This is a genomic window from Bacillus sp. 05T22 (assembly GCF_056396765.1).
The window spans coordinates 18,019-43,975 of the sequence record NZ_JBFTMC010000022.1 but is presented as its reverse complement, the minus strand read 5'-3'; the positions used below and the strand labels follow the sequence as shown (position 1 = coordinate 43,975).

General features: G+C 37.4%; 24 protein-coding genes and 1 pseudogene. 23 read left to right on the top strand and 2 right to left on the bottom strand.

From position 1 onward, the window contains the following. The first annotated feature begins 137 nt into the window (after window positions 1–137). Window positions 138–2,462 carry a DNA internalization-related competence protein ComEC/Rec2 gene (locus AC1DIT_RS10115; RefSeq protein WP_016116384.1) on the top strand — a complete coding sequence of 775 codons (2,325 nt, stop codon included), beginning with the start codon at window positions 138–140 and terminating at the stop codon, window positions 2,460–2,462. Between the two features lie 33 nt (window positions 2,463–2,495). Here AC1DIT_RS10115 and AC1DIT_RS10110 read toward each other — a convergent pair whose 3' ends face one another. Beyond that, on the bottom strand, window positions 2,496–2,630 hold the full coding sequence (locus tag AC1DIT_RS10110) for a YqzM family protein (RefSeq protein ID WP_001001652.1): 135 nt from the start codon (window positions 2,628–2,630) through the stop codon (window positions 2,496–2,498). A gap of 510 nt (window positions 2,631–3,140) precedes the next feature. Here AC1DIT_RS10110 and holA point away from each other — a divergent pair. Next, window positions 3,141–4,154 carry a DNA polymerase III subunit delta gene (holA, locus tag AC1DIT_RS10105; protein WP_016116383.1) on the top strand — a complete coding sequence of 338 codons (1,014 nt, stop codon included), beginning with the start codon at window positions 3,141–3,143 and terminating at the stop codon, window positions 4,152–4,154. Between the two features lie 202 nt (window positions 4,155–4,356). On the opposite strand, the gene rpsT is transcribed toward holA, so the two are convergent. After that, on the bottom strand, window positions 4,357–4,614 hold the full coding sequence (rpsT, locus tag AC1DIT_RS10100; RefSeq protein ID WP_001274011.1) for a 30S ribosomal protein S20: 258 nt from the start codon (window positions 4,612–4,614) through the stop codon (window positions 4,357–4,359). Window positions 4,615–4,795: 181 nt separating this feature from the next. Between rpsT and gpr the strand changes: the two genes are divergently transcribed. The 21 genes and pseudogenes from gpr (at window position 4,796) to AC1DIT_RS09995 (ending at window position 25,934) form a co-directional block, all read left to right on the top strand. Next, window positions 4,796–5,899: a GPR endopeptidase gene (gene gpr, locus AC1DIT_RS10095; RefSeq protein WP_476998172.1), complete on the top strand. Its 1,104-nt coding sequence runs from the start codon at window positions 4,796–4,798 to the stop codon at window positions 5,897–5,899. 19 nt (window positions 5,900–5,918) lie between these two features. Further along, the gene (locus AC1DIT_RS10090) at window positions 5,919–6,272 is read left to right on the top strand and encodes a DUF3679 domain-containing protein (protein WP_016116381.1); all 354 of its coding nucleotides are present in this window, start codon (window positions 5,919–5,921) and stop codon (window positions 6,270–6,272) included. 200 nt (window positions 6,273–6,472) lie between these two features. Continuing rightward, window positions 6,473–8,296 carry an elongation factor 4 gene (gene lepA / locus AC1DIT_RS10085; RefSeq protein WP_016116380.1) on the top strand — a complete coding sequence of 608 codons (1,824 nt, stop codon included), beginning with the start codon at window positions 6,473–6,475 and terminating at the stop codon, window positions 8,294–8,296. Window positions 8,297–8,434: 138 nt separating this feature from the next. Then, window positions 8,435–8,809: pseudogene (locus AC1DIT_RS10080) on the top strand (winged helix-turn-helix transcriptional regulator). A gap of 54 nt (window positions 8,810–8,863) precedes the next feature. Next, a complete protein-coding gene (hemW, locus tag AC1DIT_RS10075; RefSeq protein WP_476998171.1) occupies window positions 8,864–10,000 on the top strand; it encodes a radical SAM family heme chaperone HemW in 1,137 nt (378 codons plus the stop codon). 133 nt (window positions 10,001–10,133) lie between these two features. Next, window positions 10,134–11,165, top strand: a complete 1,032-nt coding sequence (gene hrcA, locus AC1DIT_RS10070) for a heat-inducible transcriptional repressor HrcA (RefSeq protein WP_476998170.1) — start codon at window positions 10,134–10,136, stop codon at window positions 11,163–11,165. 110 nt (window positions 11,166–11,275) lie between these two features. Next, a complete protein-coding gene (grpE, locus tag AC1DIT_RS10065) occupies window positions 11,276–11,845 on the top strand; it encodes a nucleotide exchange factor GrpE (protein WP_016116375.1) in 570 nt (189 codons plus the stop codon). A 26-nt stretch (window positions 11,846–11,871) separates the two neighbouring features. Then, window positions 11,872–13,707, top strand: coding sequence for a chaperone protein DnaK (gene dnaK / locus AC1DIT_RS10060; RefSeq protein WP_476998169.1), 1,836 nt, complete (start codon window positions 11,872–11,874; stop codon window positions 13,705–13,707). A 224-nt stretch (window positions 13,708–13,931) separates the two neighbouring features. Further along, window positions 13,932–15,044, top strand: a complete 1,113-nt coding sequence (gene dnaJ, locus AC1DIT_RS10055; protein WP_016116373.1) for a chaperone protein DnaJ — start codon at window positions 13,932–13,934, stop codon at window positions 15,042–15,044. A gap of 28 nt (window positions 15,045–15,072) precedes the next feature. Beyond that, window positions 15,073–16,011: a 50S ribosomal protein L11 methyltransferase gene (gene prmA, locus AC1DIT_RS10050; protein ID WP_016133259.1), complete on the top strand. Its 939-nt coding sequence runs from the start codon at window positions 15,073–15,075 to the stop codon at window positions 16,009–16,011. Window positions 16,012–16,157: 146 nt separating this feature from the next. Beyond that, entirely contained in the window at window positions 16,158–16,907 is a 750-nt protein-coding gene (locus AC1DIT_RS10045; RefSeq protein ID WP_016116371.1) for a 16S rRNA (uracil(1498)-N(3))-methyltransferase, read from the top strand. Window positions 16,908–16,913: 6 nt separating this feature from the next. Then, the gene (gene mtaB, locus AC1DIT_RS10040) at window positions 16,914–18,266 is read left to right on the top strand and encodes a tRNA (N(6)-L-threonylcarbamoyladenosine(37)-C(2))-methylthiotransferase MtaB (protein ID WP_016116370.1); all 1,353 of its coding nucleotides are present in this window, start codon (window positions 16,914–16,916) and stop codon (window positions 18,264–18,266) included. 144 nt (window positions 18,267–18,410) lie between these two features. Beyond that, window positions 18,411–19,076 (top strand): deoxyribose-phosphate aldolase, encoded by a 666-nt coding sequence (gene deoC / locus AC1DIT_RS10035; RefSeq protein WP_016116369.1) that lies wholly within the window; start codon window positions 18,411–18,413, stop codon window positions 19,074–19,076. A 319-nt stretch (window positions 19,077–19,395) separates the two neighbouring features. Further along, window positions 19,396–19,569 (top strand): 30S ribosomal protein S21, encoded by a 174-nt coding sequence (gene rpsU / locus AC1DIT_RS10030; protein ID WP_000048061.1) that lies wholly within the window; start codon window positions 19,396–19,398, stop codon window positions 19,567–19,569. A gap of 15 nt (window positions 19,570–19,584) precedes the next feature. After that, the gene (locus tag AC1DIT_RS10025; RefSeq protein ID WP_016116368.1) at window positions 19,585–20,028 is read left to right on the top strand and encodes a GatB/YqeY domain-containing protein; all 444 of its coding nucleotides are present in this window, start codon (window positions 19,585–19,587) and stop codon (window positions 20,026–20,028) included. Between the two features lie 107 nt (window positions 20,029–20,135). Continuing rightward, a complete protein-coding gene (gene yqfC, locus AC1DIT_RS10020) occupies window positions 20,136–20,432 on the top strand; it encodes a sporulation protein YqfC (RefSeq protein ID WP_003200641.1) in 297 nt (98 codons plus the stop codon). Between the two features lie 133 nt (window positions 20,433–20,565). Beyond that, window positions 20,566–21,765 (top strand): sporulation protein YqfD, encoded by a 1,200-nt coding sequence (gene yqfD, locus AC1DIT_RS10015; RefSeq protein ID WP_016116367.1) that lies wholly within the window; start codon window positions 20,566–20,568, stop codon window positions 21,763–21,765. Window positions 21,766–21,768: 3 nt separating this feature from the next. Next, complete coding sequence (locus tag AC1DIT_RS10010) at window positions 21,769–22,728, top strand: PhoH family protein (RefSeq protein WP_003208528.1); 960 nt, start codon at window positions 21,769–21,771, stop codon at window positions 22,726–22,728. Window positions 22,729–22,972: 244 nt separating this feature from the next. Continuing rightward, a complete protein-coding gene (locus AC1DIT_RS10005) occupies window positions 22,973–25,117 on the top strand; it encodes an HD family phosphohydrolase (protein WP_476998168.1) in 2,145 nt (714 codons plus the stop codon). Continuing rightward, complete coding sequence (gene ybeY / locus AC1DIT_RS10000) at window positions 25,114–25,584, top strand: rRNA maturation RNase YbeY (RefSeq protein WP_016116365.1); 471 nt, start codon at window positions 25,114–25,116, stop codon at window positions 25,582–25,584. Before AC1DIT_RS10005 ends, ybeY begins: the two co-directional genes overlap by 4 nt. Continuing rightward, entirely contained in the window at window positions 25,581–25,934 is a 354-nt protein-coding gene (locus AC1DIT_RS09995; RefSeq protein ID WP_016116364.1) for a diacylglycerol kinase family protein, read from the top strand. Before ybeY ends, AC1DIT_RS09995 begins: the two co-directional genes overlap by 4 nt. The last annotated feature ends 23 nt before the right edge of the window (window positions 25,935–25,957 follow it).

Genomic DNA, 25,957 nt, shown 5'->3' with positions numbered 1-25,957 from the left:
TTTCGAGGCGCGGAAGTCAGGAGAGTGCGGAGTGTAGATGGAACTACATGAGTGCCGGATTGGCGAAGCAGACGAAGAAATGTGAAAGATATCTTTCCTGGATTTTTTGAACATACGCCATAAGGGGTGAGTATAAGTTGCGTGGACAATGTGGCTATATTGCAATCTCGTTTGTTATTGGGATTGCGATTGCCTGTTCCTCCTTTAAATTGTTGTATATTGGTTTATTTTGTTGTTATATTCTATTTTGTATATATCGTACTTCACGTCGAATCCTCTTTTTTTGCATACTGGCATGTGCTGGTAGCTTCCTCTATACCTCATATGTTGAATGGAAAAATCAGCATTCAAAAGGGTTAGACTTTGAAATAACAGAAGGTGTGATTCAAACTACACCCCTTATAAATGGTGATCGACTCTCTTTTCAAATGGAGGTCAATGATAGAGATACGTTGCAATTGATGTACAAAATTCAATCAGTTAAACAAAAAGAACAGTTGCAGAAATTACATGCTGGTATGAGTTGTACATTTCAAGGAGAAATGAAAGTGCCGTCAGAAGCACGGAATTTTCACGAGTTCGACTATCGTGACTACTTACATAAGCAAAAGATTCACTTTTTATTTGAAGCAAAAGAGATTTCAAATTGCATCCAAAAATCTTTGACGTTTACACAGTGGGTCTTTTTATTACGTCAAAATGCGGTGTCGATAGTCGCAGAAATGTTTCCCGGGCAATCCGGAGCGTTTATGAATGCGTTGTTGTTTGGAGATCGGCAACTGATGACATTTGAGGTAGAAGAACAATACCAACAGTTTGGTCTTATCCATCTATTGGCAATTTCAGGCTCGCATATTGTGCTGTTAATGGCGATTGGCTACTTTGTTCTGCTTAGGGCTGGGATAACCAGGGAAATGACAACAATATGTCTCGTTGTTTGTATTCCAATTTATATGTTTTTGGCTGGGGCATCTCCATCTGTCATGAGAGCTTCCGTAACGGGTGTTATGTTGTTGCTAGCACTAATGCATTCTATCCGTGTTTCGAGCTTAGATGCGCTTAGTATGACGGCTATATTGATGCTTTTATATGACCCTTATATGGCTTTTGATATTGGATTTCAATTTTCGTTTGTTGGTAGTTTTGCGTTATTACTGTCAGCAAGTCGACTATTACAGCATGATAATGGTCTGATTCAAAACACAATCTATCTTTCTGTTATTTCACAACTTGCTAGTACTCCTATTTTGTTATATCATTTTGGTTATTTTTCTCCATATAGTATTTTCCTCAACCTTCTATATGTCCCGCTTCTATCTTTTGTTGTGTTACCGTGTAGTATTGTAATTTTTGCGTGTATACTATTTGTACCTTTCGTAGCGAAATGGCTCGCACAAATGTTATCAGTATGTTTAACAATTTCTAATGATATCCTTCAGTACTGTGAAAATCTCCCGTTTCTTCGCTTTACCTTTGGCCAAACGCCTTTATTTCTTATAGTTTTATATTGTTTTAGTATCGTTAGTATATTTATTGTGTGGGAAAGAGTGGTTAGAAAAAAGTTTTTATTCCTGACTGTTGGGTTTTTCCTGTTTATGTGTATTTGTCAGTATGTTTCGCCCTATTTCCGTACTAGCGGAAGTGTGACTTTTATTGATGTTGGACAAGGAGATGCGATCTTGATTCGCCTTCCGTATGAAAAGGGGGTCTATCTCATTGATACAGGAGGAACGATTTCTGTGAAAAAAGAAGCATGGCAAAAGAAAAAACATGAATTTTCTGTTGGATACGATATTCTCCTTCCATTTTTGCAAAAAGAGGGTATTCGGAAAATTGATAAGTTGATTGTGACGCATGGAGATACAGATCATATGGGGGCAGCTAAAGAATTGTTATCCTCTATTACTGTAGGGGAAATCGTATTTGGGAAGAAGCGAGAAGATGCTGTGCTCGAAAAAGAATTGAAACAAATTGCAAAGGAAAAAAATATAAGGATAAACATTGTAGGAGAAGGGGACAGATGGCAAGTAGATGAAGCGATATTTACTGTACTATCACCAGATGGAGGAGAGAAAGGGGATAACGATTCGTCTATTGTGTTATGGGCAAAGTTAGGTGGAGTTACATGGCTGTTTACTGGAGATCTAGAAGAGAAAGGTGAGCGGCGAATTGTAGAGCAGTACCCAGAGTTACGAGCGGATATTTTAAAGGCTGGGCACCATGGTAGTAAGACTTCGTCCTCATATGCCTTTTTACAGCTGATTCAGCCCCAAAAGGCAATTATTTCAGCTGGAGAGCATAATCGATACGGTCATCCACATCAGCAAGTGCTAGCGCGTTTGTTAGAACTTGACATTGAAATATGGCGAACAGACAAGCAAGGAGCTATTTCCTATGTTTTTGAAGGTGAAAGAGGAACGTTTCAAAGTAAACTAACATATGATGAAGCACAGAAAAGGTGAAGTGGAAAAAAAGAAGGCCGCAAGCAGCAGCCTTTAAGAACCAATAAATTTAATGATTGTTGCAATAATGAAAAGTGTTGCGAAAAAACCAAATGAGACGATAAAACCTACCCCTGAATCAATAGCGTCATTGCGTTTACTTTGAACGTTTTGCTCAAATTCATTCATTTAGAATCCCTCCCCAACATTCCATTTTAGTATAAAATATTGTCAGAAAAAAATCTACAATTTCCATATGAAGATAAAGTGGAAGTTTAATCAGTGGGTTTTCTCTTCCACTGATGATTAGCCCCCACCAATCGAGTTTTTACGGGCCATTGATCCCATACCTGACTTTTTTGTTTTCGCTGAATTTTGAGATGAGGGTCTTACTGCACGTAAGTAGCGGAGGAGATAGAGAATATGTGTGTAGAAGTAGGCGATAAATCTTATGTGAAAAGAAGATGGAAATTTGATTTCCATGCATGTTAACAGTTAACAATTATACTTATCCGGCAGTTGCGAATAATAACAGTAAAGTGGTTACCGCACACCAATAAGAATCCCGGGACTTATTGCGTGGCGTTTTATATAGATAAAGGGACGGGTTAGTTTAAACCTGTTCCTTTGTACTTGTAAAACAAAAGATACCGCATTAGTATAGAGATATATTGCCAAATTAGGGAGTAGGAAAAAAGCATGAGTGATATACATAAGAAGATTAAAAAAAAACAGTTTGTACCACTTTATTTAATATATGGAACGGAAGCTTATTTTATAAATGAAACAATAAAGCTTATAACAACTGAAGCGCTAGCTGAAGAAGATCGTGAGTTTAATGTTGTAACGTATGACTTAGAAGAAGCGTATTTAGAAGATGTAATAGAAGATGCACGGACGCTTCCTTTTTTTGGAGAACGTAAAATATTACTCGTTAAATCCCCATTGTTTTTAACATCACAAAAAGAAAAACTAGAACAAAATATAAAGGTTTTAGAGGATTATGTTGCAGAGCCATCTCCATTTTCGATTGTTGTATTTGTAGCACCTTATGAAAAACTAGATGAGCGGAAAAAAATCACAAAATTATTAAAGAAAACAGCAGATGTAGTAGAAGCCAATGCGATGCAAGTACAGGACGTTCGTAAATGGATTGTGGCCCGTGCAGATGAAGTGCATGTGCATATTGAGGAAGTAGCTGTTAATTTGCTATTAGAGCTTGTAGGAAGCAATGTAACGATGTTAGCAAAGGAAATGGACAAGTTGACCCTTTATGTTGGTATGGGTGGAGAAATTACAACAGGGCTTGTAGCGGAACTGGTACCAAAATCGGTTGAACAAAATGTGTTTGCGTTAACAGAAAAGGTAGTGAAAAAAGATATCGCTGGGGCTATGCTAATTCTAGATGGACTATTTACGCAACAAGAGGAACCAATTAAATTATTGGCGTTATTAGTGAGTCAATTTCGTTTGCTGCATCAAGTGAAGGAATTACAGCAACGTGGATATGGCCAAAATCAAATTGCTTCGCATATTGGTGTTCACCCGTACCGAGTAAAGTTGGCGATGAATCAAACGAAATTTTTCTCGTTTGAAGAATTGAAAAAAGTTATTTTAGAGTTAGCTGAAGCTGATTATAGTATGAAAACGGGGAAAATGGATAAGAAGCTTGTCTTAGAGTTTTTCTTAATGCGTTTAAATCATATTGGATAAAATAAAAGTGGAGGCAGTTCGCTCAGAATCACAGGTTATTGGAGCCCCCCGCCGAGAAGTGTTTTTGGCTTCAATCGAGAGGGTGAAATGGCCGGAGATTCTAGTTGCTATAGCTGGATAAAATAAAAAAGTTCATGTCATTTGCTGCATGAACTTTTTTGTATATAAAAAAACGATCCAAATGGATCGTTTTTTAAACGCCTTACGCGTTTACTTGTTTCGCTAAGCGAGATTTTTGACGAGCTGCAGCGTTTTGGTGGATAAGACCTTTACGAGCTGCTTTGTCAAGTTTTTTAGAAGCAGTTTTGAAAGCTTCTTTAGCATTTTCAAGATCGTTATTAGTAACTAAAGCTTCTACAGTTTTAACAGCTGAACGCATGTCAGACTTGATAGAAGCGTTATGTGCACGACGCTCTTCGCTAAGTTTAGCGCGTTTGATAGCAGATTTAATGTTTGCCATACTTTTCACCTCCCTGGTGCGATCGAGTGACTCGATACTTACATAGAACAAGTGATATTTTATCAAACGGAGAAGAGAATTGCAATAGCGAGATCAATGAAATTTCATGTAAGGGAAAGAATGACCTTATATAATTTTGGGAAATCTAACGATATTTACTATTAAATGCGGAGGAGATACGATGAAAGAACCATTAGATTTAAGTAAATATAGCGTTAGGACAGACCTTGYAGTAGAAGCGCATCAAATGTTACAAGAACGTCAGCAAAAACAAACGGGAATCGAAGGTGTTGTTGTAAAAGAGCGTGAAGAAGAAGGGATTACGATTACGAAAGTGATAATCGATGAAAGTGCTTCTGAATCGATGGGTAAAAAAGCAGGGAATTATTTAACGCTTGAAGTGCAAGGGATCCGTCAGCAAGATACGGAACTTCAGCAAAAAGTGGAACGTATTTTTGCAAAAGAATTCTCGTACTTACTAGGAGAAATTGGAATAACCAAAGAAGCAAGCTGTTTAATTGTAGGACTAGGGAATTGGAATGTCACACCAGATGCACTTGGTCCGATTGTTGTAGAGAATGTGCTTGTGACACGTCATCTTTTTAAATTACAACCTGAAAGTGTAGAGGAAGGGTATCGCCCAGTTAGTGCAATTCGTCCAGGTGTAATGGGGATTACAGGGATTGAAACAAGTGACGTCATTTACGGTATCATTGAAAAAACAAGGCCGGATTTTGTTATCGCTATCGATGCGCTTGCTGCAAGGTCTATTGAACGAGTAAACAGTACGATACAGATTTCAGATACGGGAATTCATCCTGGATCTGGTGTAGGAAATAAACGAAAAGAACTAAGTAAAGAAACGCTAGGAATTCCTGTGATTGCTATCGGTGTTCCGACGGTTGTAGATGCTGTTTCCATTACGAGCGATACAATTGATTTTATCCTAAAACATTTTGGACGTGAAATGAGAGAAGGAGATAAGCCGTCTCGATCTTTATTGCCAGCAGGTTTTACATTTGGAGAAAAGAAGAAACTAACAGAGGAAGATATGCCGGATGAAAAAAGCCGTAATATGTTTTTAGGGGCAGTGGGCACATTGGAAGATGAAGAAAAACGAAAATTAATTTACGAAGTATTAGCTCCTCTTGGTCATAATTTAATGGTGACGCCGAAAGAAGTAGATGCATTTATTGAAGATATGGCAAATGTAATAGCGAGCGGTTTAAATGCTGCACTTCATCATCAAATTGATCAAGATAATACAGGTGCATATACGCATTGATGAGAAGAGGCGAAAGTAGTTGAGGAGATTTACGCTTCAATGTGTGTGCTGCGTTATTCTGTTTTTGTTTGTGATGCTAATCGGAATTGGAATCGTTAATCATGGCTTAAAAAGCATGAAAGGCTATCGGCAGCCAACATATGAACAAGTTGCACGAATGACGGGAACTGGAAGTGAAAATGTTAATTTGGAAATTTTAGGAGATACATTTTCAGCAAGTGAAAAACAAAAACAGTTAGAAAGTCTCAGAAGTTTTAATGTTGTAGAAGGACTGGGAATGGGAATCGCAGAATTTGCTCGAAGTATCGCTAAGTTTAGTACAGATATAGTAATTGGGAAAATAAAAGATATTTTTAGCCAATTGGGAGAATAAAAAGAGGTTGTCTTATCATTTTGTAAGACAGCCATTTTTTTTGTTATAAAAAGGTTTGTCTCGTTTGATCTGCTCGCATAAGATAAAGAGAGGAAGATTTGTCTTATAAGCAGCACGAGTTTTCATTGAATCTTTGCTGCTCTATTGATATAATCAGTGCTAGTGTATATTGGCGAGACTATTAGGAGTTGAGAACATAGATGAATAAAGAAGAAAGAGCAAAGAGGCAGTCTAACATTCGTAACTTTTCCATCATTGCTCACATTGATCACGGAAAATCAACGTTAGCAGACCGTATTTTGGAGAAAACAAACGCGTTAACACAGCGCGAAATGAAAGCTCAATTACTTGACTCTATGGATTTAGAGCGTGAGCGTGGTATTACAATTAAATTAAATGCAGTACAATTAATGTATACAGCAAAAAACGGTGAAGAATATACTCTTCACTTAATCGATACACCGGGACATGTCGACTTTACGTACGAAGTATCTCGTAGTTTAGCGGCTTGTGAAGGTGCTATCCTTGTTGTTGATGCAGCGCAAGGCATTGAAGCGCAAACGTTAGCAAACGTATATTTAGCACTTGATAATAATTTAGAAATTTTACCGGTTATTAATAAAATCGATTTGCCAAGTGCTGACCCAGAGCGCGTTCGTCAAGAGGTAGAAGATGTAATTGGTTTAGATGCGTCAGAAGCTGTACTTGCTTCCGCAAAGGCTGGCATTGGGATTGAAGATATTTTAGAACAAATCGTTGAAAAAGTACCAGCTCCAGAAGGTGACCCAGAAGGGCCGCTTCAATGTATGATTTTTGACTCTTTATATGACCCATATCGCGGTGTAATTGCGTATATCCGTGTTGTGAGCGGTACAGTGAAAGTTGGCGATAAAGTACGTATGATGGCAACTGGTAAAGAATTTGAGGTAACAGAAGTAGGTGTATTCACACCGAAAACAACACAGCGTGAAGAGTTAGCAGTAGGTGATGTAGGATTCTTAGCGGCATCTATTAAAAATGTAGGAGACACACGCGTTGGTGATACAATCACACATGCGAAACGTCCAGCAGCAGAACCATTACCAGGTTATCGTAAATTAAACCCAATGGTATTCTGTGGTTTATATCCAATCGATTCTGCACGTTATAACGATTTACGTGATGCATTAGAAAAACTTGAATTGAATGATTCTGCTCTTGAATTTGAGCCAGAAACATCTCAAGCATTAGGATTCGGTTTCCGCTGTGGATTCTTAGGTTTACTTCACATGGAAATTATTCAAGAACGTATTGAACGCGAATTCAAGATTGACTTAATTACAACGGCGCCAAGCGTTATTTACAAAGTGTATTTAACGAATGGGGAAGATTTGATTGTTGATAATCCATCTAACATGCCAGATCCTCAAACGATCGATCGTGTGGAGGAACCGTTTGTAAAAGCAACGATTATGGTTCCGAATGATTACGTTGGGGCTGTAATGGAAATTTGCCAAGGGAAACGTGGTGCATTCCTTGATATGCAATACTTAGATGAAACACGTGTTACGTTAACATATGAGATCCCACTTTCTGAAATCGTATACGACTTCTTTGATCAATTGAAGTCTAATACGAAAGGGTATGCGTCATTTGATTACGAGTTAATCGGTTACAAACCGTCTAGACTTGTGAAGATGGATATTTTATTAAATAATGAACAAGTTGATGCTTTATCATTCATTGTACATCGCGATTCAGCTTATGATCGTGGTAAAGTAATTGTAGAAAAATTAAAAGAATTAATTCCAAGACAACAGTTTGAAGTACCAATTCAAGCGACAATTGGGAATAAAGTTGTAGCGCGTTCTACAATTAAAGCGATGCGTAAAAACGTACTTGCAAAATGTTATGGTGGTGACATTTCTCGTAAACGTAAACTTCTTGATAAACAAAAAGAAGGTAAAAAACGTATGAAGTCTGTTGGTTCTGTAGAAGTGCCACAAGAAGCATTCATGGCTGTATTGAAAATGGACGATAACTAATAAAAAAGAAGCCGTTTGTGCGGCTTCTTTTTGTACGTAGGATTACTTTTTTAGACATCTTTTCATCTCTCCTTTACAATGGTGAGGATGCTTTTTATTGTAAGAAACAATAGTGGATATAGAGTTAGGAGACTATTGATGTCTGAAAATATTCGAAAAGATATTCAAGAAAAAATACAAAACGGTGATTTTAATTGTGAAAAAGAATTGACGCTTTCTATTATTAGCGGAAAGTGAAAAGTTGTAATCTTGTGGCATCTAGGTGTAGAAGGGTCGCATCGCTTTAGTGAGTTACAACGACTATGCCCAAACATTTCTCATAAGGTTTTATCTAATCAATTAAAAGAATTAATGGAAGATGAAATCATTGATCGGACAGTATATCCAGAAGTACCTCCGCGGATAGAGTACTTTATGACTGATTTAGGTATGACGCTTTTACCAATCGTCGAAATGATGTATGATTGGGGGGAAATGCGAATGGAACAAATTCGTAACACGTTACAGAAGTAAAGGAGCCTCCGAAGTGCGGAGGTTTTCTTTTTAGAAAGGTAGGAGTCTAGTTTAATGCAAGCTGCATATATTCATATTCCGTTTTGTCAGCATATTTGTCACTATTGTGATTTTAATAAAGTATTTATTGAACGTCAGCCTGTTGATCAATATTTAGAGTATTTAGAGAAAGAAATTATAAATACGGTTCAAAAGGTGCCGTTTGAAAATATGAAAACGATTTTTGTTGGGGGCGGGACACCAACGGCATTAAATATGGAGCAGACAAAAAAGCTGTTAGATATTATTAATCGCCGTTTACGTCCGTTCGCTCCAAACTGTGAATTGACGTTTGAAGCAAATCCTGGAGATTTGCCAAAAGAAAAGTTGAACCTTCTATTAGATGGTGGTGTCAATCGAATTAGCTTTGGTGTGCAAACATTTCGAGATGAATTACTTCAGAAAATTGGACGTAAGCATACGAGGGAAGATGCATTTGTAGYGATTAGTGAAGCGCAGGAAGTGGGCTTTACGAATATTAATGTGGATTTAATTTATGCATTACCAGGGCAAACGATAGAAGATGTGAAAGAAACATTGGACATTGCTTTTACGTTAGGAGTTCAGCATTTTTCTGCATATTCCTTAATTGTTGAACCGAAAACGGTTTTTTATAATTTAATGAACAAAGGAAAATTAAGACTTCCAGGGGAAGAGCATGAAGCAAGAATGTATGAAATGGTAATGGATGAGATGGAAAAGCATGGCTATAAACAGTATGAAATCAGTAATTTTTCAAAAGAAGGCTATGAAAGTAGACATAATCTCACATACTGGAATAATGAACAGTATTATGGTTTTGGAGCTGGTGCTCACAGTTATGTAAACGGCGAGCGAATTCAAAATGTTGGCCCGTTAAAGCAATATTTCTCTAAAATTGATGAGACAGGCTTCCCTTATTTAGACGTCCACGAAGTAACAAGAAAAGAAAGAATGGAAGAAGAACTATTTTTAGGGCTCCGGAAAACAAAGGGTGTTTCTAAGCTTACATTCCAAAAGAAATTTGGTGTCGAAATGGATGAGATTTTTGCAAAGCAGTTATTATCCAACAAGGAACATGGATTGCTTCAGGATAAAGGTAACCATGTTTGTTTGACGAGACAAGGTAAGTTATTAGGGAATGAAGTATTTCAGTCATTTTTAATTGATTAATTAAATGTTCAGTAGATATGAAAAAGTTTCTCTATTTTGTGACGTTTCCGTTGACAATTGAATGTCAATTTTGGTAAGTTATTAATAGATTTAGCACTCGAAGACAAAGAGTGCTAACAGAGGTGATGATGAGATGCTTACGGAACGTCAGCTCTTGATTTTACAAACAATTATTGATGACTTTATTGGATCAGCGCAACCTGTTGGGTCAAGAACGTTGGCTAAAAAAGATGAAATTACATTTAGTTCAGCTACGATTCGAAATGAAATGGCTGATTTAGAAGAACTAGGATTTATCGAAAAGACACACAGTTCTTCTGGACGTGTTCCTTCAGAAAAAGGGTATCGATTTTATGTAGACCATCTTTTAGCACCACAACATTTATCGAATGAGGATGTTGTACAGATTAAGGATTTATTTGCTGAAAGAATTTTTGAAGCGGAAAAAATTGCACAGCAATCCGCTCAAATTTTATCAGAACTCACAAATTATACGGCAATTGTTCTTGGACCGAAAGTGAGTGCAAATAAATTAAAGAATGTACAAATTATTCCGCTGGATCCTCAAACAGCAGTCGCCATTATTGTAACAGATACAGGTCATGTACAAAGCAAAACGATTACCGTTCCGGAATCTGTTGATTTATCAGATTTAGAAAAAATGGTTAATATTTTAAACGAAAAGCTATCTGGTGTGCCGATGGCGGAGCTGCATAATAAAATTTTAAAAGAGATTGTGACGGTTCTACGTGGGTATGTCCACAACTATGATAGTGCAATAAAAATGTTAGATGGTACATTTCAAGTTTCTTTGTCGGAAAAGATATACTTTGGGGGGAAAGCGAATATGCTTTCGCAGCCGGAGTTTCATGACATTCAAAAGGTACGCTCCTTGCTGACTATGATTGATAATGAAGCTGAATTTTACGATATTTTGCGTAATAAACAAGTCGGGATTCAAGTGAAAATCGGTCGAGAAAATTCTTCGACGGCTATGGAAGATTGTAGTTTAATTTCTGCAACTTATTCCATTGGAGAAGAACAGATTGGAACAATCGCGATCCTAGGTCCAACGAGAATGCAGTATTCTCGCGTGATTAGTCTGTTACAATTGTTTTCAAGACAATTTACAGATGGGTTAAATGGATTGTATAAATCAAAATAATAAATTCGCTCGAGCGATGAACATTGTCATTGCTTGTGTGTAACATAAAAACTATGCTTGGACGCTCATGTTAAGCATGAGCTCTGGTGCCTTTTAAGGAGGTGAAAGTTGTGGAAGAGCGTAACGAACAAGTAGTTGAAGAAGCGAAAGAAACGCAAACTGAGGAATCTATTACAGCAGAAAACAGTGAAGAAACTGTAGTAGAAGAAAAAAGTGAAGCGGCTCTTTTACAAGAAAAAGTAGATGAATTGCAAGCGAAATTGACGGAAACGGAAGGTCGCACACTACGTCTACAAGCTGATTTTGAAAACTATAAGCGCCGCGTTCAACTGGATAAGCAAGCGGCTGAAAAATATAGATCGCAAAGTCTTGTGTCAGACATTTTGCCAGCTCTTGATAACTTTGAAAGAGCGATGCAAGTGGAAGCAAGCGACGAGCAGATGAAGTCCTTATTACAAGGGATGGAAATGGTATATCGTCAATTGCTAGAAGCGCTGACTAAAGAAGGTGTTGAAGCGATTGAAGCTGTTGGTAAACAGTTTGATCCGCATGAACATCAAGCTGTTATGCAAGTAGAAGACAGCGAGTTTGAATCAAACGCGGTTGTGGAAGAATTCCAAAAAGGTTATAAACTGAAAGACCGTGTGATTCGCCCATCAATGGTAAAAGTAAATCAATAATTTACATAAATGTAGGAGGTTTCGCCATGAGTAAAATTATCGGTATTGACTTAGGTACAACAAACTCTTGTGTAGCTGTTATGGAAGGTGGAGAACCAAAGGTTATTCCAAATCCAGAAGGGAACCGTACAACACCTTCTGTTGTAGCTTTCAAAAATGAAGAGCGTCAAGTTGGGGAAGTAGCGAAGCGTCAAGCGATTACAAACCCAAATACAATCATGTCTGTTAAACGTCATATGGGTACAGACTACAAAGTAGAAGTTGAAGGTAAAAACTACACACCTCAAGAAATTTCTGCAATCATTTTACAAAACTTAAAAGCTYCTGCTGAAGCGTACTTAGGTGAAACAGTAACGAAAGCTGTTATCACAGTACCAGCATACTTCAACGATGCAGAACGCCAAGCAACAAAAGACGCTGGCCGTATTGCTGGTTTAGAAGTAGAACGTATTATTAATGAACCAACAGCAGCTGCGCTTGCTTACGGTTTAGAAAAACAAGACGAAGAACAAAAAGTTCTAGTATATGACTTAGGTGGCGGTACATTCGACGTATCTATTCTTGAGTTAGCAGATGGAACATTTGAAGTTATTTCAACTGCGGGTGACAACCGTCTTGGTGGTGACGACTTTGACCAAGTTATCATCGATCATTTAGTAGCTGAATTCAAAAAAGAAAATAACATTGATTTAAGCCAAGATAAAATGGCACTTCAACGTTTGAAAGATGCAGCTGAAAAAGCGAAAAAAGATCTTTCAGGTGTAACACAAACACAAATTTCATTACCATTTATTAGTGCTGGGGCTGCTGGTCCATTACACTTAGAATTAAACTTAACAAGAGCGAAATTCGAAGAACTTTCAGCTAACCTTGTTGAAAGAACATTAGAGCCAACTCGTCGTGCATTAAAAGATGCTGGTCTTTCTCCAAGTGAATTAGATAAAGTTATTCTTGTTGGTGGTTCTACTCGTATTCCAGCTGTACAAGAAGCGATTAAACGTGAAACTGGTAAAGAACCATATAAAGGCGTTAACCCTGATGAAGTTGTAGCATTAGGTGCTGCAGTTCAGGGCGGTGTACTTACTGGTGATGTAAAAGGCGTTCTATTATTAGACGTAACTCCACTTTCTTTAGGTATTGAAACTATGGGTGGCGTATTCACGAAGTTAATCGAGCGTAACACAACAATTCCAACAAGTAAGTCACAAGTGTTCTCAACTGCTGCTGATAACCAGCCTGCAGTAGACATTCACGTATTGCAAGGTGAGCGTCCAATGTCAGCTGACAACAAAACACTAGGTCGCTTCCAATTAACAGATATCCCACCAGCACCACGTGGTATTCCGCAAATCGAAGTAACATTCGATATTGATGCGAACGGTATCGTAAATGTACGTGCGAAAGACTTAGGGACAAGTAAAGAACAAACAATTACAATCCAATCTTCTTCAGGTCTTTCTGATGAAGAAGTAGATCGTATGGTAAAAGAAGCTGAAACAAATGCTGATGCTGACCAAAAGCGTAAGGAAGAAGTTGAACTTCGTAATGAAGCTGACCAACTTGTATTCCAAACAGATAAAGTTGTAAAAGATTTAGAAGGTAAAGTAGATGCAGCTGAGGTAGCGAAAGCAACAGAAGCAAAAGAAGCATTACAAGCGTCAATCGAGAAAAATGATCTTGATGAAATTCGTGCGAAAAAAGATGCACTTCAAGAAATCGTACAACAACTTACTGTAAAATTATATGAACAAGCTCAAGCAGCTGCTGGTGCTCAGCAAGCAGAAGGTACACAAGGTAACGCTAGTGCAAAAAATGACAACGTAGTTGACGCTGAGTTTGAAGAAGTAAAAGAAGATAAGTAATAAAGTAAAAAAACATAAGTAAGATGACAAAAAGTCAAAGTCAAGCGTGCCTTGGCTTTGGCTTTTTTCATGAATGAAGAAAGTGCTTCGGGCAGGTTAGCTCTTTCATATGGGAGTCTTAAGTTTTTCTTTTTGCATACTGTAAGTGAGGAAACTTTGTTGCAAAGCACTTTCTTTCGGTGTTAAAATTACGTTTATGTGAAAGATTCGGGGGTTACAAATTTATGAATAAAAGAGATTATTATGAGGTGCTCGGCCTTAGCAAGGGCGCTTCAAAAGATGAAATCAAAAAAGCATACCGTCGTTTGGCTAAAAAATATCATCCAGACGTAAGCAAAGAAGAAAATGCAATTGAAAAGTTTAAAGAAGTACAAGAAGCATATGAAGTTTTAAGTGACGATCAGAAACGTGCGCAGTACGATCAATTTGGTCATGCTGATCCAAATCAAGGTTTTGGCGGCTTCGGCGGTGGAGACTTTGGTGGTGGATTCGGATTTGAAGACATTTTTAGCTCATTCTTTGGCGGAGGTGGCGGCAGACGCCGTGATCCAAATGCACCGCGTCAAGGCGCTGACTTGCAATATCAAGTTACTTTAAGCTTTGAAGAAGCGATTTTTGGTAAGGAATTAAATGTTGAAATTCCAGTTGAAGACCCATGTGACACATGTCATGGCAATGGGGCGAAACCAGGAACTTCAAAAGAAACATGTAAACACTGTTCAGGAACAGGTCAAGTGAGCGTAGAACAAAATACACCATTTGGTCGTATTGTAAATCGTCAAGCGTGTAAACATTGTTCAGGAACAGGCCAAATGATTAAAGAGAAATGTACAACATGTCATGGCTCTGGAAAAGTACGTAAACGTAAAAAAATTAACGTTAAAATTCCAGCGGGTATTGATAATGGTCAACAAATCCGTGTGTCTGGTAAAGGTGAAGCGGGTGTAAACGGTGGGCCGGCTGGTGATTTATATGTTGTTGTTCATGTAAGAGACCATGAGTTCTTTGAGCGTGATGGCGATCATATTATTTGTGAAATGCCATTAACATTCACACAAGTAGCGCTTGGTGCTGAAGTGGAAGTTCCAACTGTTCATGGAAAAGTGAAATTGAAAATTCCAGCAGGAACGCAAACAGGAACGGAATTCCGCCTAAAAGGAAAAGGCGCTCCAAATGTACGTGGATATGGCCAAGGTGATCAATATGTAGTTGTTCGTGTTGTTGTACCAACGAAATTAACATCACATCAAAAAGAATTATTGCGTGAATTTGCAGGACAAGAAGATCAGGATGATAGCCTATTTGGAAAGCTTAAACGAGCTTTTAAAGGGGAATAATGGAAATAAAAAATGGAGTTGGTAAATTGTGAAATGGTCAGAAATTAGTATTCATACAACAGAGGAAGCAGTAGAAGCTGTTTCTCATATTTTACACGAAGCAGGTGCTAGCGGTGTAGCGATTGAAGACCCGGCAGAGTTAACAAAAGAGCGTGAGCAACAGTATGGTGAAATTTATGCGCTCAATCCATCTGAATATCCAGAAGATGGTGTGTTAATAAAAGCATATTTCCCACAAACGGATTCTTTACATGAAACAGTTGCGAGTGTAAAATCATCTATTGATGTACTTCCATCTTTCGACATCGAAATTGGTACAGGAAATATTACGATTAATGAAGTCGATGAGGAAGACTGGGCTACTGCTTGGAAAAAATATTACCATCCAGTTCAAATTTCTGATACATTCACAATTGTGCCAACTTGGGAAGAATATACACCTTCTTCTCCAGATGAAAAAATTATTGAATTAGATCCAGGGATGGCATTTGGTACAGGGACACATCCAACAACAACGATGTGTATTCGTGCGTTAGAGAAAACAGTGCAGCCAGGTAATACCGTAATTGATGTTGGAACAGGTTCTGGTGTATTAAGTATTGCTGCAGCAAAATTAGGTGCAGCATCTGTTCAAGCGTATGATTTAGATCCAGTTGCAGTTGAAAGTGCGGAGATGAATGTTCGTTTAAATAAAACGGACGGTATCGTATCTGTCGGACAAAATAGTTTATTAGAAGGTATTGAAGGACCAGTAGATTTGATTGTAGCAAATTTACTTGCAGAAATTATTCTTCTATTCCCTGAAGACGCAGCGAGAGTTGTAAAACAGGGTGGAATATTTATTACATCTGGTATTATTGCAGCAAAAGAAAAAGTAATCTCTGAGGCGTTAGAAAAAGCTGGATTTACAATTGAAGAAGTGTTAAGAATGGAAGATTGGGTAGCAATCATTGCACGAAATGCGTAATATATAATTTATGTTAATAATGAACGAAAGAGTCTCTCGCTATATGAAGTGAGAGACTTGCCGTTTGTTATATTAAAATGATAACGTTTCGTTCTTTTCGTAAGGGAGGACTTACGAAAGGAACGAAACTTTACTAAGGTGATGAGATGCAACGTTATTTTGTAGAAGAGAAGTATGTAAATGATGCAAGTATTCGTATTGTAGGTGATGATGTACATCATATCGTAAGAGTGATGCGCATGTCAGCTGGTGATCACATTTATTGCTGTGTAAAAGGTAAAACAGCAATGTGTACAATTGCTGAAATTACCAGTGAATTTGTGGATAGTGCTATTGTAGAATGGGTAGAGGCGTCAAGTGAACTGCCAGTGTTCGTGACGATTGCAAGTGGACTGCCAAAAGGAGATAAGCTAGAGTTAATTTTTCAAAAAGGAACTGAGCTTGGGGCGGCCGCATTTTTACCATTTCAAGCATCTCGTTCTATTGTAAAATGGGATGCAAAAAAAGCAGATAAAAAAGTTGAGCGCTTGAAAAAAATTGTGAAAGAAGCTGCAGAGCAATCGCATAGAAGTGAAATTCCAGCTGTACATGCTCCGACATCATTTAAACAATTGCTTGCGATGAGCAGTGATTATGATGTTTGTCTTGTTGCGTATGAAGAGGAAGCAAAGCAAGGCGAAAAAGCTAATTTTGCGAAGGCTTTAACGGCACTTGAACGTGGTCAAAAACTGTTGATTGTATTTGGCCCCGAAGGTGGTTTATCTGAGGAAGAAATTTCTGCGCTTCGTGAACATAAATTTATACCATGTAGTTTAGGGCCGAGGATTTTACGAACAGAAACGGCGCCGCTTTACGCGTTAAGTGCCGCTTCTTATCATTTTGAATTGATGGGGTGATRATCAATGGCAACTGTTGCGTTYCACACGTTAGGTTGTAAAGTAAACCACTATGAAACAGAAGCAATTTGGCAATTGTTTAAACAAGGTGGTTATGAAAGAACTGAATATGAAAAGAAAGCTGATGTGTATGTAATCAATACATGTACAGTAACAAATACTGGAGACAAAAAAAGCCGTCAAGTTATTCGACGTGCTGTACGTCAAAATCCAGACGCTGTTATTTGTGTAACAGGATGTTACGCACAAACATCTCCAGCGGAAATTATGGCGATTCCAGGCGTAGATATCGTTGTTGGTACGCAAGATCGTGAGAAAATGCTAGGGTATATTGAAGAGTTTCGTAAAGAACGTCAACCAATCAATGCTGTCCGTAACATTATGAAAACACGTGTATATGAAGAGCTTGATGTACCGTATTTCACTGACCGTACACGTGCATCTTTAAAAATACAAGAAGGTTGTAATAATTTCTGTACGTTCTGTATTATTCCTTGGGCACGTGGTTTAATGCGTTCTCGTGATGGAAAAGAAGTTATTCACCAAGCGCAGCAATTAGTGGATGCAGGTTATAAAGAAATCGTCTTAACTGGTATTCACACAGGTGGATATGGGGAAGACATGAAAAACTACAATTTAGCTGGATTGCTTCGCGATATGGAAGCAGAGGTAAATGGCTTGAAACGTCTTCGTATTTCTTCAATTGAAGCGAGTCAAATTTCAGATGAAGTAATTGAAGTATTAGATAAATCTGAAGTAGTTGTCCGTCATTTGCACATTCCACTACAATCAGGTTCTAACACTGTACTAAAACGTATGCGCCGTAAGTATACGATGGAATTTTTCCAAGAGCGTTTAGATCGCTTGAAAGAAGCGTTACCAGGCCTTGCGATTACATCCGATGTAATTGTTGGTTTCCCTGGTGAAACGGAAGAAGAATTTATGGAAACATACAATTTCATTAAAGAAAACCGTTTCTCTGAATTGCACGTGTTCCCTTATTCAAAACGTACAGGAACACCTGCGGCTCGTATGGATGACCAAATTCCTGAAGAAGTAAAAAATGATCGTGTTCACCGTTTAATTGAATTATCGAATCAGTTAGCGAAAGAATACGCATCTCAATTTAAAGGTGAAGTTCTTGAGATTATTCCAGAAGAGCCTTTCAAAGACGGTGATCGTGAAGGATTGTATGTAGGTTATACAGATAACTATTTAAAAGTTGTGTTTGAAGGATCTGAAGAATTAATCGGCAAACTAGTAAAAGTGAAGATCACAAAAGCTGGTTATCCATATAACGAAGCGCAATTTGTTCGTGTTCTTGAAGATGATGTAAAAAAAGAATCAGCAAGTGCGTAAGAGAAAAGCATGCAAACGAAAAGGGTTTGCATGCTTTTTTCTTTGCTGGAGAAGTTAAGATATGAAGTTGTAATATTTCATGCTATAATGCTAACCGTTATGGTTGTCAGACAACCGTGTAGTGAAGAAAGGGGCATATAAAAAATGAACTATGCAAAGTTAATTGACCACACATTATTAAAACCGGATACAAAAAAAGCAGCGATTGTTACATTATGTGAGGAAGCAAAGAAACATGACTTCGCGTCTGTATGTGTAAATCCTACTTGGGTTGAAACTGCAGCAGAATTGTTAAAAGGTACAGATGTAAAAGTTTGTACAGTAATCGGTTTCCCTCTTGGAGCAAATACACCAGAAACAAAAGCGTTTGAAACGCAAGATGCAATTGCAAAAGGTGCAACAGAAGTTGATATGGTAATTAATATTGGTGCATTAAAAGATAAAAATGATGAATTAGTAGAGCGCGACGTTCGTGCGGTTGTAGAAGCTGCAAAAGGAAAAGCGCTTGTGAAAATCATTATTGAAACATGCTTATTAACAGAAGAAGAAAAAGTTCGTGCTTGTGAATTATCTGTAAAAGCAGGTGTAGATTTTGTAAAAACATCGACTGGCTTCTCAACAGGCGGGGCGACAGTAGAAGATGTAGCACTAATGAGAAAAACAGTTGGGCCAGAAATCGGTGTGAAAGCTTCTGGTGGTGTTCGTAACGGAGAAGATATGGACGCGATGGTAGAAGCGGGAGCAACACGTATTGGTACAAGTGCTGGTGTTGCACTAGTAAGCGGGAAAACAGCAACAACGGATTATTAATTTAAAAGCGGAGCCGACTGTTTAGTCCTCTCTGATAAGCTTGTTATCTTCTTGTATGGAAGGTAAAAGAAACGAATCCATCTAGCTATTATAGCTAGATGGATTGAATTGTTCAAAAAATAAAATATACATTAGCTGTAATGCATGATTTGAACAAATTTAGATAGAAGAAGGGCATCTACTCTTCTTTTATTCTGTCAAATAGTTGACCTGAAGTAACAAAATGTATTATAATCGTAAAAGACATGCTGAAGAAGTGTTTCTTTTTGCATGCTGAAGTTAGTATGTAAGTGTGATGTTTCGGAGGGAGGGAAAGAGAATGTCAAAAACAGTCGTTCGTAAAAACGAGTCTTTGGAGGATGCACTTCGCCGTTTTAAAAGATCGGTTTCTAAAACTGGTACACTTGCTGAAGCAAGAAAGCGCGAGTTTTATGAAAAACCAAGTGTAAAACGTAAGAAGAAATCTGAAGCGGCAAGAAAGCGTAAATTCTAAGAGAGGGTGTAAGTTATGAGTCTTCTCGGTCGTTTAAACGATGATATGAAACAAGCGATGAAGAATAAACAAAAAGAAAAATTAACCGTTATTCGTATGGTTAAGGCTGCTTTGCAAAATGAAGGAATTAAACTGCAACATACTCTTACTGAAGAAGAGGAATTAACAGTTTTAACTCGTGAAGTAAAACAGCATAAGGACTCCCTCCTTGAATTTAAAAAAGCGGGTCGTGATGACCTTGTTGATAAACTGCAAAATGAAATTCAGATTTTAAATACGTATTTACCTGAACAACTAACAGAAGAAGAGCTAGCGAATGTAGTTAAGCAAGTTATTTCTGAAGTTGGTGCTGCTTCTAAAGCAGATATGGGTAAAGTGATGAGTGCTGTTATGCCGAAAGTAAAAGGTAAAGCAGACGGATCACAAGTGAATAAGCTGGTTGCACAGCTATTAGCATAAAAAAGCGTCTCATGAGAAATGAGACGTTTTTTTATGCTTTTTTCTTTTTGGACGTGATATTACAAGCTCTTTTTTCATACATATGGGATGAGAGGGGGGTCTTGGAGATGAAGAAATTAGTGCAAATGAAAAATTGGCTAACGAAGCAAATAGACCTACCAGTGGATGTACTAATGGATCTACCTCGTATTACCCTTGTCGGGCAAGTACATATTTATATAGAAAATCATCGAGGGTTATTAGTATTTACAGATAAAGAGGTGCGGTTGTTATTAAAACATGGTCAACTATTAATAAAAGGGCAATCGTTTGTTATTAAAACAATTCTTCCAGAAGAGCTTTTGCTTGAAGGGATTATTGAACAAGTAACGTTTTTAGAAAATGAGAAGAAAGATAAATTATAATGAAACTTCCATTAGTGAAGTTTTTCTTCTTATTTCGTTTCGTACGAGCTATTTGAATGTTAAAAGCTGAAGAAAGCACTACGAAAATAGTGGCGTAACATTTGTGCTTTTGAGAAAGGTAGTGGGACGGACGATGAAAAATCAATGGTTCACACGATGGCTTGGGTATGTGAAAGTTCGAATTGAAGGTAGAGGAGCGGAGCGTTTTATTAATGAATGTGTGCGCAGAAATTTAGTTGTATGGGATGTAAAGAAGATTGCAGAAGATACATTAGTATTTTGTATGTTGCTTCGTGATGTGAAGCGACTGAGACCGATCTATCGAAAAAATGAATGTAAGCTATACTTTATTGGACGTTTCGGTTTTCCGTTTTTGAATAAGCGTTTGCTTAAGAATAGTGGTTTTTTAATCGGTTTTCTTATCTTTTTTTTCGGTATGATTGCTTTATCAAATATGGTCTGGAAAATCGAGATTACAGGGGCAAAACCGGAAACGGAATATATTCTTATAAAAGAATTGGATAAAATGGGCATTAAAAAAGGAAGACTGCAATTTCAAATGCCGAATGTAGAAGATGTTCAGCGTCATTTGACAGATAATATTAATGCGATTACATGGGCTGGCCTAGAGATAAAGGGGACAACATATCATTTTAAAATTGTTGAAAAAAATGAGCCGGAGAAGGAGAAAGAGCAAAAACCACAAAATTTAGTTGCCAAAAAAGAGGCGATCATTACAAAAACATTTGTGGAAACTGGAAAACCAGTTGTAATGAAAAATGATTATGTGCAAAAGGGACAACTTCTTGTATCAGGGATGTTTGGAAAAGAGGATAATCCAACGATTGTTTCTGCTAAAGGAATTGTATATGGAGAAACGTGGTATGAATCTGAAGTGACAGTTCCTTTAAAAACAACATTTCAAGTGTATACAGGAAATTCATATAATGAGCATTATCTTCGTCTTGGAAGTGTTAAAATAAAAATATGGGGATTTCAGCATGATAAGTATAAGCGGTCTCGTACTGAAAATGTCAAACATGATGTGAAACTGTTTGGTTTTATATTGCCTATTTCTTATGAAAGGGAAATTGTGCGTGAAGAGGAAGAAGCGAATCGTGAATATACAGAAAAACAAGCAATGCGAGTAGCGAAAGAAATGGCWGAAAAAGAACTAAAGAAAAAATTGGATGAACATGCTATGATTGTAAGTGATAAGATTTTGCACAACGAGGTTGAGGCGAATCATCTAAGAGTAACATTACATTATACAGTGATTGAAAATATTGCAGAGCCACAACCGATATCTGAATCCGATATTCAAGGAGACTGAGTAATGGCAGAACAATTAATAGAAATGAATCAACAAGTGGAAAATCCTAATGAAGCAATTGCTCTATTTGGGGTGAATGATGCACATTTAAAAGTAATTGAACGAGAACTTGCTGTATCTATCGTAACGCGAGGTGAATCTGTTCGTGTATCTGGAACAGATGAAACCGTGGCGCTTGTTGAAAAAATTTTACAGCAATTACTTGCTGTTATTCGTAAAGGTGTATCAATCTCTGAACGAGATGTTGCATATGCAATTCAGCTTGGCCGTCAAGGKAAAATAACTCATTTTGAAGAGCTATATGAAGAGGAGATCTTTAAAACAGCAAAAGGTAAATCCATCCGTGTGAAAACAATGGGTCAAAGACAGTACATTCATGCGATGAAGAAGAATGATATTGTATTTGGAATAGGGCCTGCTGGTACAGGGAAGACATATTTAGCTGTGGTAATGGCTGTACGAGCATTAAAGCAAGGGTATGTAAAAAAGATTATTTTAACAAGACCAGCTGTAGAAGCAGGGGAAAGCTTAGGTTTTTTACCAGGTGATTTAAAAGAAAAGGTAGACCCTTATTTACGTCCTTTATACGATGCGCTTCATGATATTCTTGGGCAAGAATATACACAGCGTATGCTAGAGAGAGGAACGATTGAAATTGCACCTCTTGCATATATGAGGGGACGTACGCTGGATGATTCTTTCGTTATTTTAGATGAAGCTCAAAATACAACTGGTGCTCAAATTAAAATGTTTTTAACTCGCCTAGGTTTTAGTTCGAAAATGGTTGTTACTGGCGATCCGTCGCAGGTTGATTTACCGAAGGGGGTAAAGTCGGGGCTTTCAATTGCTGCGAATGTTCTATCAGGTGTATCAGGGATTTCATTTGTTAAATTAGAGCAATCGGACGTTGTAAGACATCCCCTTGTGCAGCGGATTATCGAGGCATATGATAAAATGGAATGATCCTATTTGTAAGGATCATTTCTTTTTGTATGGTAGAGATAGATGAAAGGGTTGGCGAATAGCCTATTTTTTACTATCATTAAAGGATGGACAAGTAGATTCATTTACTTGTGAATGTGCAGTGCAATTTAGAAGCCTGCTTATAAAAAGCCCGATTGGTGAGGGTTAATCATTAGTGGGGATAAAAAAACTCCCGTTGATTAAAGATTCACTTTATGTCTGGAGAGGAGAAGGTATTGAAATCATGTCAAGATCTCAAGAAATTTCTAGGTGGTTTCGTAATATACAACATTCGAAAAAATTAAGCTGGATTTCTTATATTTTATTAGGAGCGGTACTGTTTTTTGCACTTATGAACAATGTAAAACCAGAACAACTAGATGTTAAAATGCTATCTATTTCTAAACAAACAATCCACTCTCCTATCAAAATTGAAGATAAAGTAACGACGGATAAAAAGAAGAGGGAAGCCACTCAAAAGGTTGAAGATCAATATACATATCGAAGCGAATACAAGCAGAATAAAGTGGAGATTGTAAATTCTGTCTTTTTAGCGATAAATGAAGTGAAGGATGAGACGAAATCTGCCAGTCCTGATGAACAGAAAAAGGTTTCTGCTGCGGAACAATTAGAAAAGCTAAAAAAGAAATTGCCTACTGACTTAACAAAAAGCTTATCTGATTCTGTGCTGTTACAGTTTGTAAATGCCGAGCCAGATCAATTGTCATTGGCAAGAGATGCTGTGGTAACAGCGATTAATAATATAATGAGCGAGCATATTAAAATGAACGAGGAAGACAATGCGAGAGAGCGATTTGTCAATGAAATACGCAATGTTAATGTAAATAGCGATTTAAAAGACGCGCTTAACGCACTTGGGAAATATGCAATTGGAGCAAATTATTTCTATGATTCAACCGCTACAAAAGACCGAAAAAAGGTAACAGAAGACGCAGTCGCGCCAGTTTATATTCTTCAAGGTCAAATTCTTGTGAAGGAAGGCGACACGATTACAAGAGAAGTATACGATCAATTGAAATTAGTGGGACTTCTTGAACAAGGAAATACATTTCAACCATTTGTGGGATTAGCAATCATTATTGGTGTGCTCTTATTCTTTATGCATAAACAATTTGAATCGTTTTTAAAATTGAAAAGAGAAGAAAAGCCATATATTTTAGCATATACAACAATTGTAGCGATTACAGTTGTTTTGATGAAAATTATTAGTTTGTTTCAAAAGCTGGAATACGCAGGTATCGCATATGTTGTTCCGGTCGCGATGGGAACAATACTGGTAAAATTAATGATTGGTGATCGTTTTGTTTTTATAACAAGTATGATTTTCTCGGTATGTGGGAGTAYCATGTTTAATGAAGGTGTAACGAGTACACTGAATTATAGTGTAGGTATTTATGTTTTACTAAGTTCGTTATCTGTTAGCATCTTTTTGAGAGAGAAAAACAAACGTACGATGATTTTGCAGGCAGGTATACTTGTTTCTGTTTTAAATGTAGTTGTATTAGCTGCACTGTTACTCTTACGCAATGGTAATTTTTCACCGCTTGAAATTGGTTCACAATTATTAATGGCTGCAGCTTCTGGTATTATCTCGTCCATTTTAGCTATGGGGATTTTACCGTATTTAGAAAGTGGTCTTGGTATTGTATCAAGTATGAAGCTTATGGAGCTTTCAAGCCCGAATCATCCACTCCTTCGTAAAATTTTACTAGAAGCACCGGGAACATATCATCATAGCGTTATGGTTGCTAACCTTTCTGAGGCAGCTTGTGAGGCTGTTGGGGCAAATGGAGTTTTAGCACGTGTTGGTGCGTATTATCACGATATTGGGAAAACAGTGCAGCCTCATTTCTTTATAGAAAACCAAATGGGGATTGAAAACCCACATGATAAATTAGATCCTGAAACGAGCAGAGATATTATTATTGCTCATGTGACAAATGGAGTGAAAATGTTAGAAGAACACCATATTCCGCAAGAAATTATTGATATTGCAGGACAGCACCATGGAACGACGTTACTTAAATATTTTTACTACAAAGCAATTAAAGAAGATAAAGAGAAATATACAGAGGGAATGTTCCGTTATCCAGGATCAAAAGCAACGTCAAAAGAGTCTGCAATTGTTGGGATTGCGGATAGTGTCGAAGCGGCAGTGCGTTCTATGAACCATCCAACACCAGAACAAATAAACAATTTAGTACAAAGTATTATAAAAGATCGTTTGCAGGATGGACAATTTAGTGAATGTAATTTGACGTTTAAAGAATTACAAATTGTTGGGAAAACTTTATGTGAAACGTTAAATGGTATTTTTCATTCTCGTATTAAATATCCGGAACCGCCGGAAGAAAAGGGGACAGAATGAGTTTATTAATAGATTTTTTTGATGAAACAGAAGAAGTGAAAGAAGAATATGTGAATATGATTCACGATTTGCTAGAGCAAGCTGCACGAATGGAGAACGTAGAAGATGGAACAGAGCTTTCTGTTACATTTGTTGATAATGAACGTATTCAAGAAATTAATCGTGATTATCGCGACAAAGATCAACCGACAGACGTTATTTCTTTTGCAATGGAGGATATGGGAGAAGGAGAGATGGAGATCGTTGGCGGGGAAATGCCGCGTATGCTAGGAGATCTTATTATTTCTATTCCAAGAGCGAAAGAACAGGCTGAAGAATATGGGCATTCCTTTGATCGTGAATTAGGATTTTTAGCTTTGCATGGATTCTTGCATTTACTTGGTTATGATCATATGACAGATGAAGACGAAAAAGAAATGTTTGGAAAGCAAAAAGAAATTTTAGAGGCGTTCGGATTAGGTAGATGAAAAAAGGAAAACTTATAAATAGTTTTGGATATGCTATAGCTGGTATATACTTTTGTCTTCGTCACGAACGAAATATGAAAATTCATTTTTGGGCCGCAGTTATTGTTATATGCTGCGGCTTTTATTTCCGTGTAACGAGAACGGAATGGCTCATATTACTCATTACAATTGGAATTGTCATGGGTTTGGAAATGGTCAATACGGCAGTTGAAAAAACAGTTGATTTAGTCACAGCGGATTTTAAACCATTTGCGAAAATTGCAAAGGATGTTGCTGCTGGTGCAGTGCTATTATTTACTGTTATAGCTGTTATAATTGGTGCTATTATCTTTTTACCTTATATGGTATAGTTGCATTCCAAAGCTTTTGTTAT

What these genes read in the sequence shown, in the direction of transcription:
- rpsU (WP_000048061.1), top strand. Translation starts at nt 19,396, where the DNA reads ATGTCAAAAACAGTCGTTCGTAAAAACGAGTCTTTGGAGGATGCACTT.
- AC1DIT_RS10045 (WP_016116371.1), top strand. Translation starts at nt 16,158, where the DNA reads ATGCAACGTTATTTTGTAGAAGAGAAGTATGTAAATGATGCAAGTATT.
- deoC (WP_016116369.1), top strand. Translation starts at nt 18,411, where the DNA reads ATGAACTATGCAAAGTTAATTGACCACACATTATTAAAACCGGATACA.
- lepA (WP_016116380.1), top strand. Translation starts at nt 6,473, where the DNA reads ATGAATAAAGAAGAAAGAGCAAAGAGGCAGTCTAACATTCGTAACTTT.
- yqfC (WP_003200641.1), top strand. Translation starts at nt 20,136, where the DNA reads ATGAAGAAATTAGTGCAAATGAAAAATTGGCTAACGAAGCAAATAGAC.
- rpsT (WP_001274011.1), bottom strand. Translation starts at nt 4,614, where the DNA reads ATGGCAAACATTAAATCTGCTATCAAACGCGCTAAACTTAGCGAAGAG.
- ybeY (WP_016116365.1), top strand. Translation starts at nt 25,114, where the DNA reads ATGAGTTTATTAATAGATTTTTTTGATGAAACAGAAGAAGTGAAAGAA.
- AC1DIT_RS10110 (WP_001001652.1), bottom strand. Translation starts at nt 2,630, where the DNA reads ATGAATGAATTTGAGCAAAACGTTCAAAGTAAACGCAATGACGCTATT.
- AC1DIT_RS09995 (WP_016116364.1), top strand. Translation starts at nt 25,581, where the DNA reads ATGAAAAAAGGAAAACTTATAAATAGTTTTGGATATGCTATAGCTGGT.
- holA (WP_016116383.1), top strand. Translation starts at nt 3,141, where the DNA reads ATGAGTGATATACATAAGAAGATTAAAAAAAAACAGTTTGTACCACTT.
- dnaJ (WP_016116373.1), top strand. Translation starts at nt 13,932, where the DNA reads ATGAATAAAAGAGATTATTATGAGGTGCTCGGCCTTAGCAAGGGCGCT.
- AC1DIT_RS10025 (WP_016116368.1), top strand. Translation starts at nt 19,585, where the DNA reads ATGAGTCTTCTCGGTCGTTTAAACGATGATATGAAACAAGCGATGAAG.
- hrcA (WP_476998170.1), top strand. Translation starts at nt 10,134, where the DNA reads ATGCTTACGGAACGTCAGCTCTTGATTTTACAAACAATTATTGATGAC.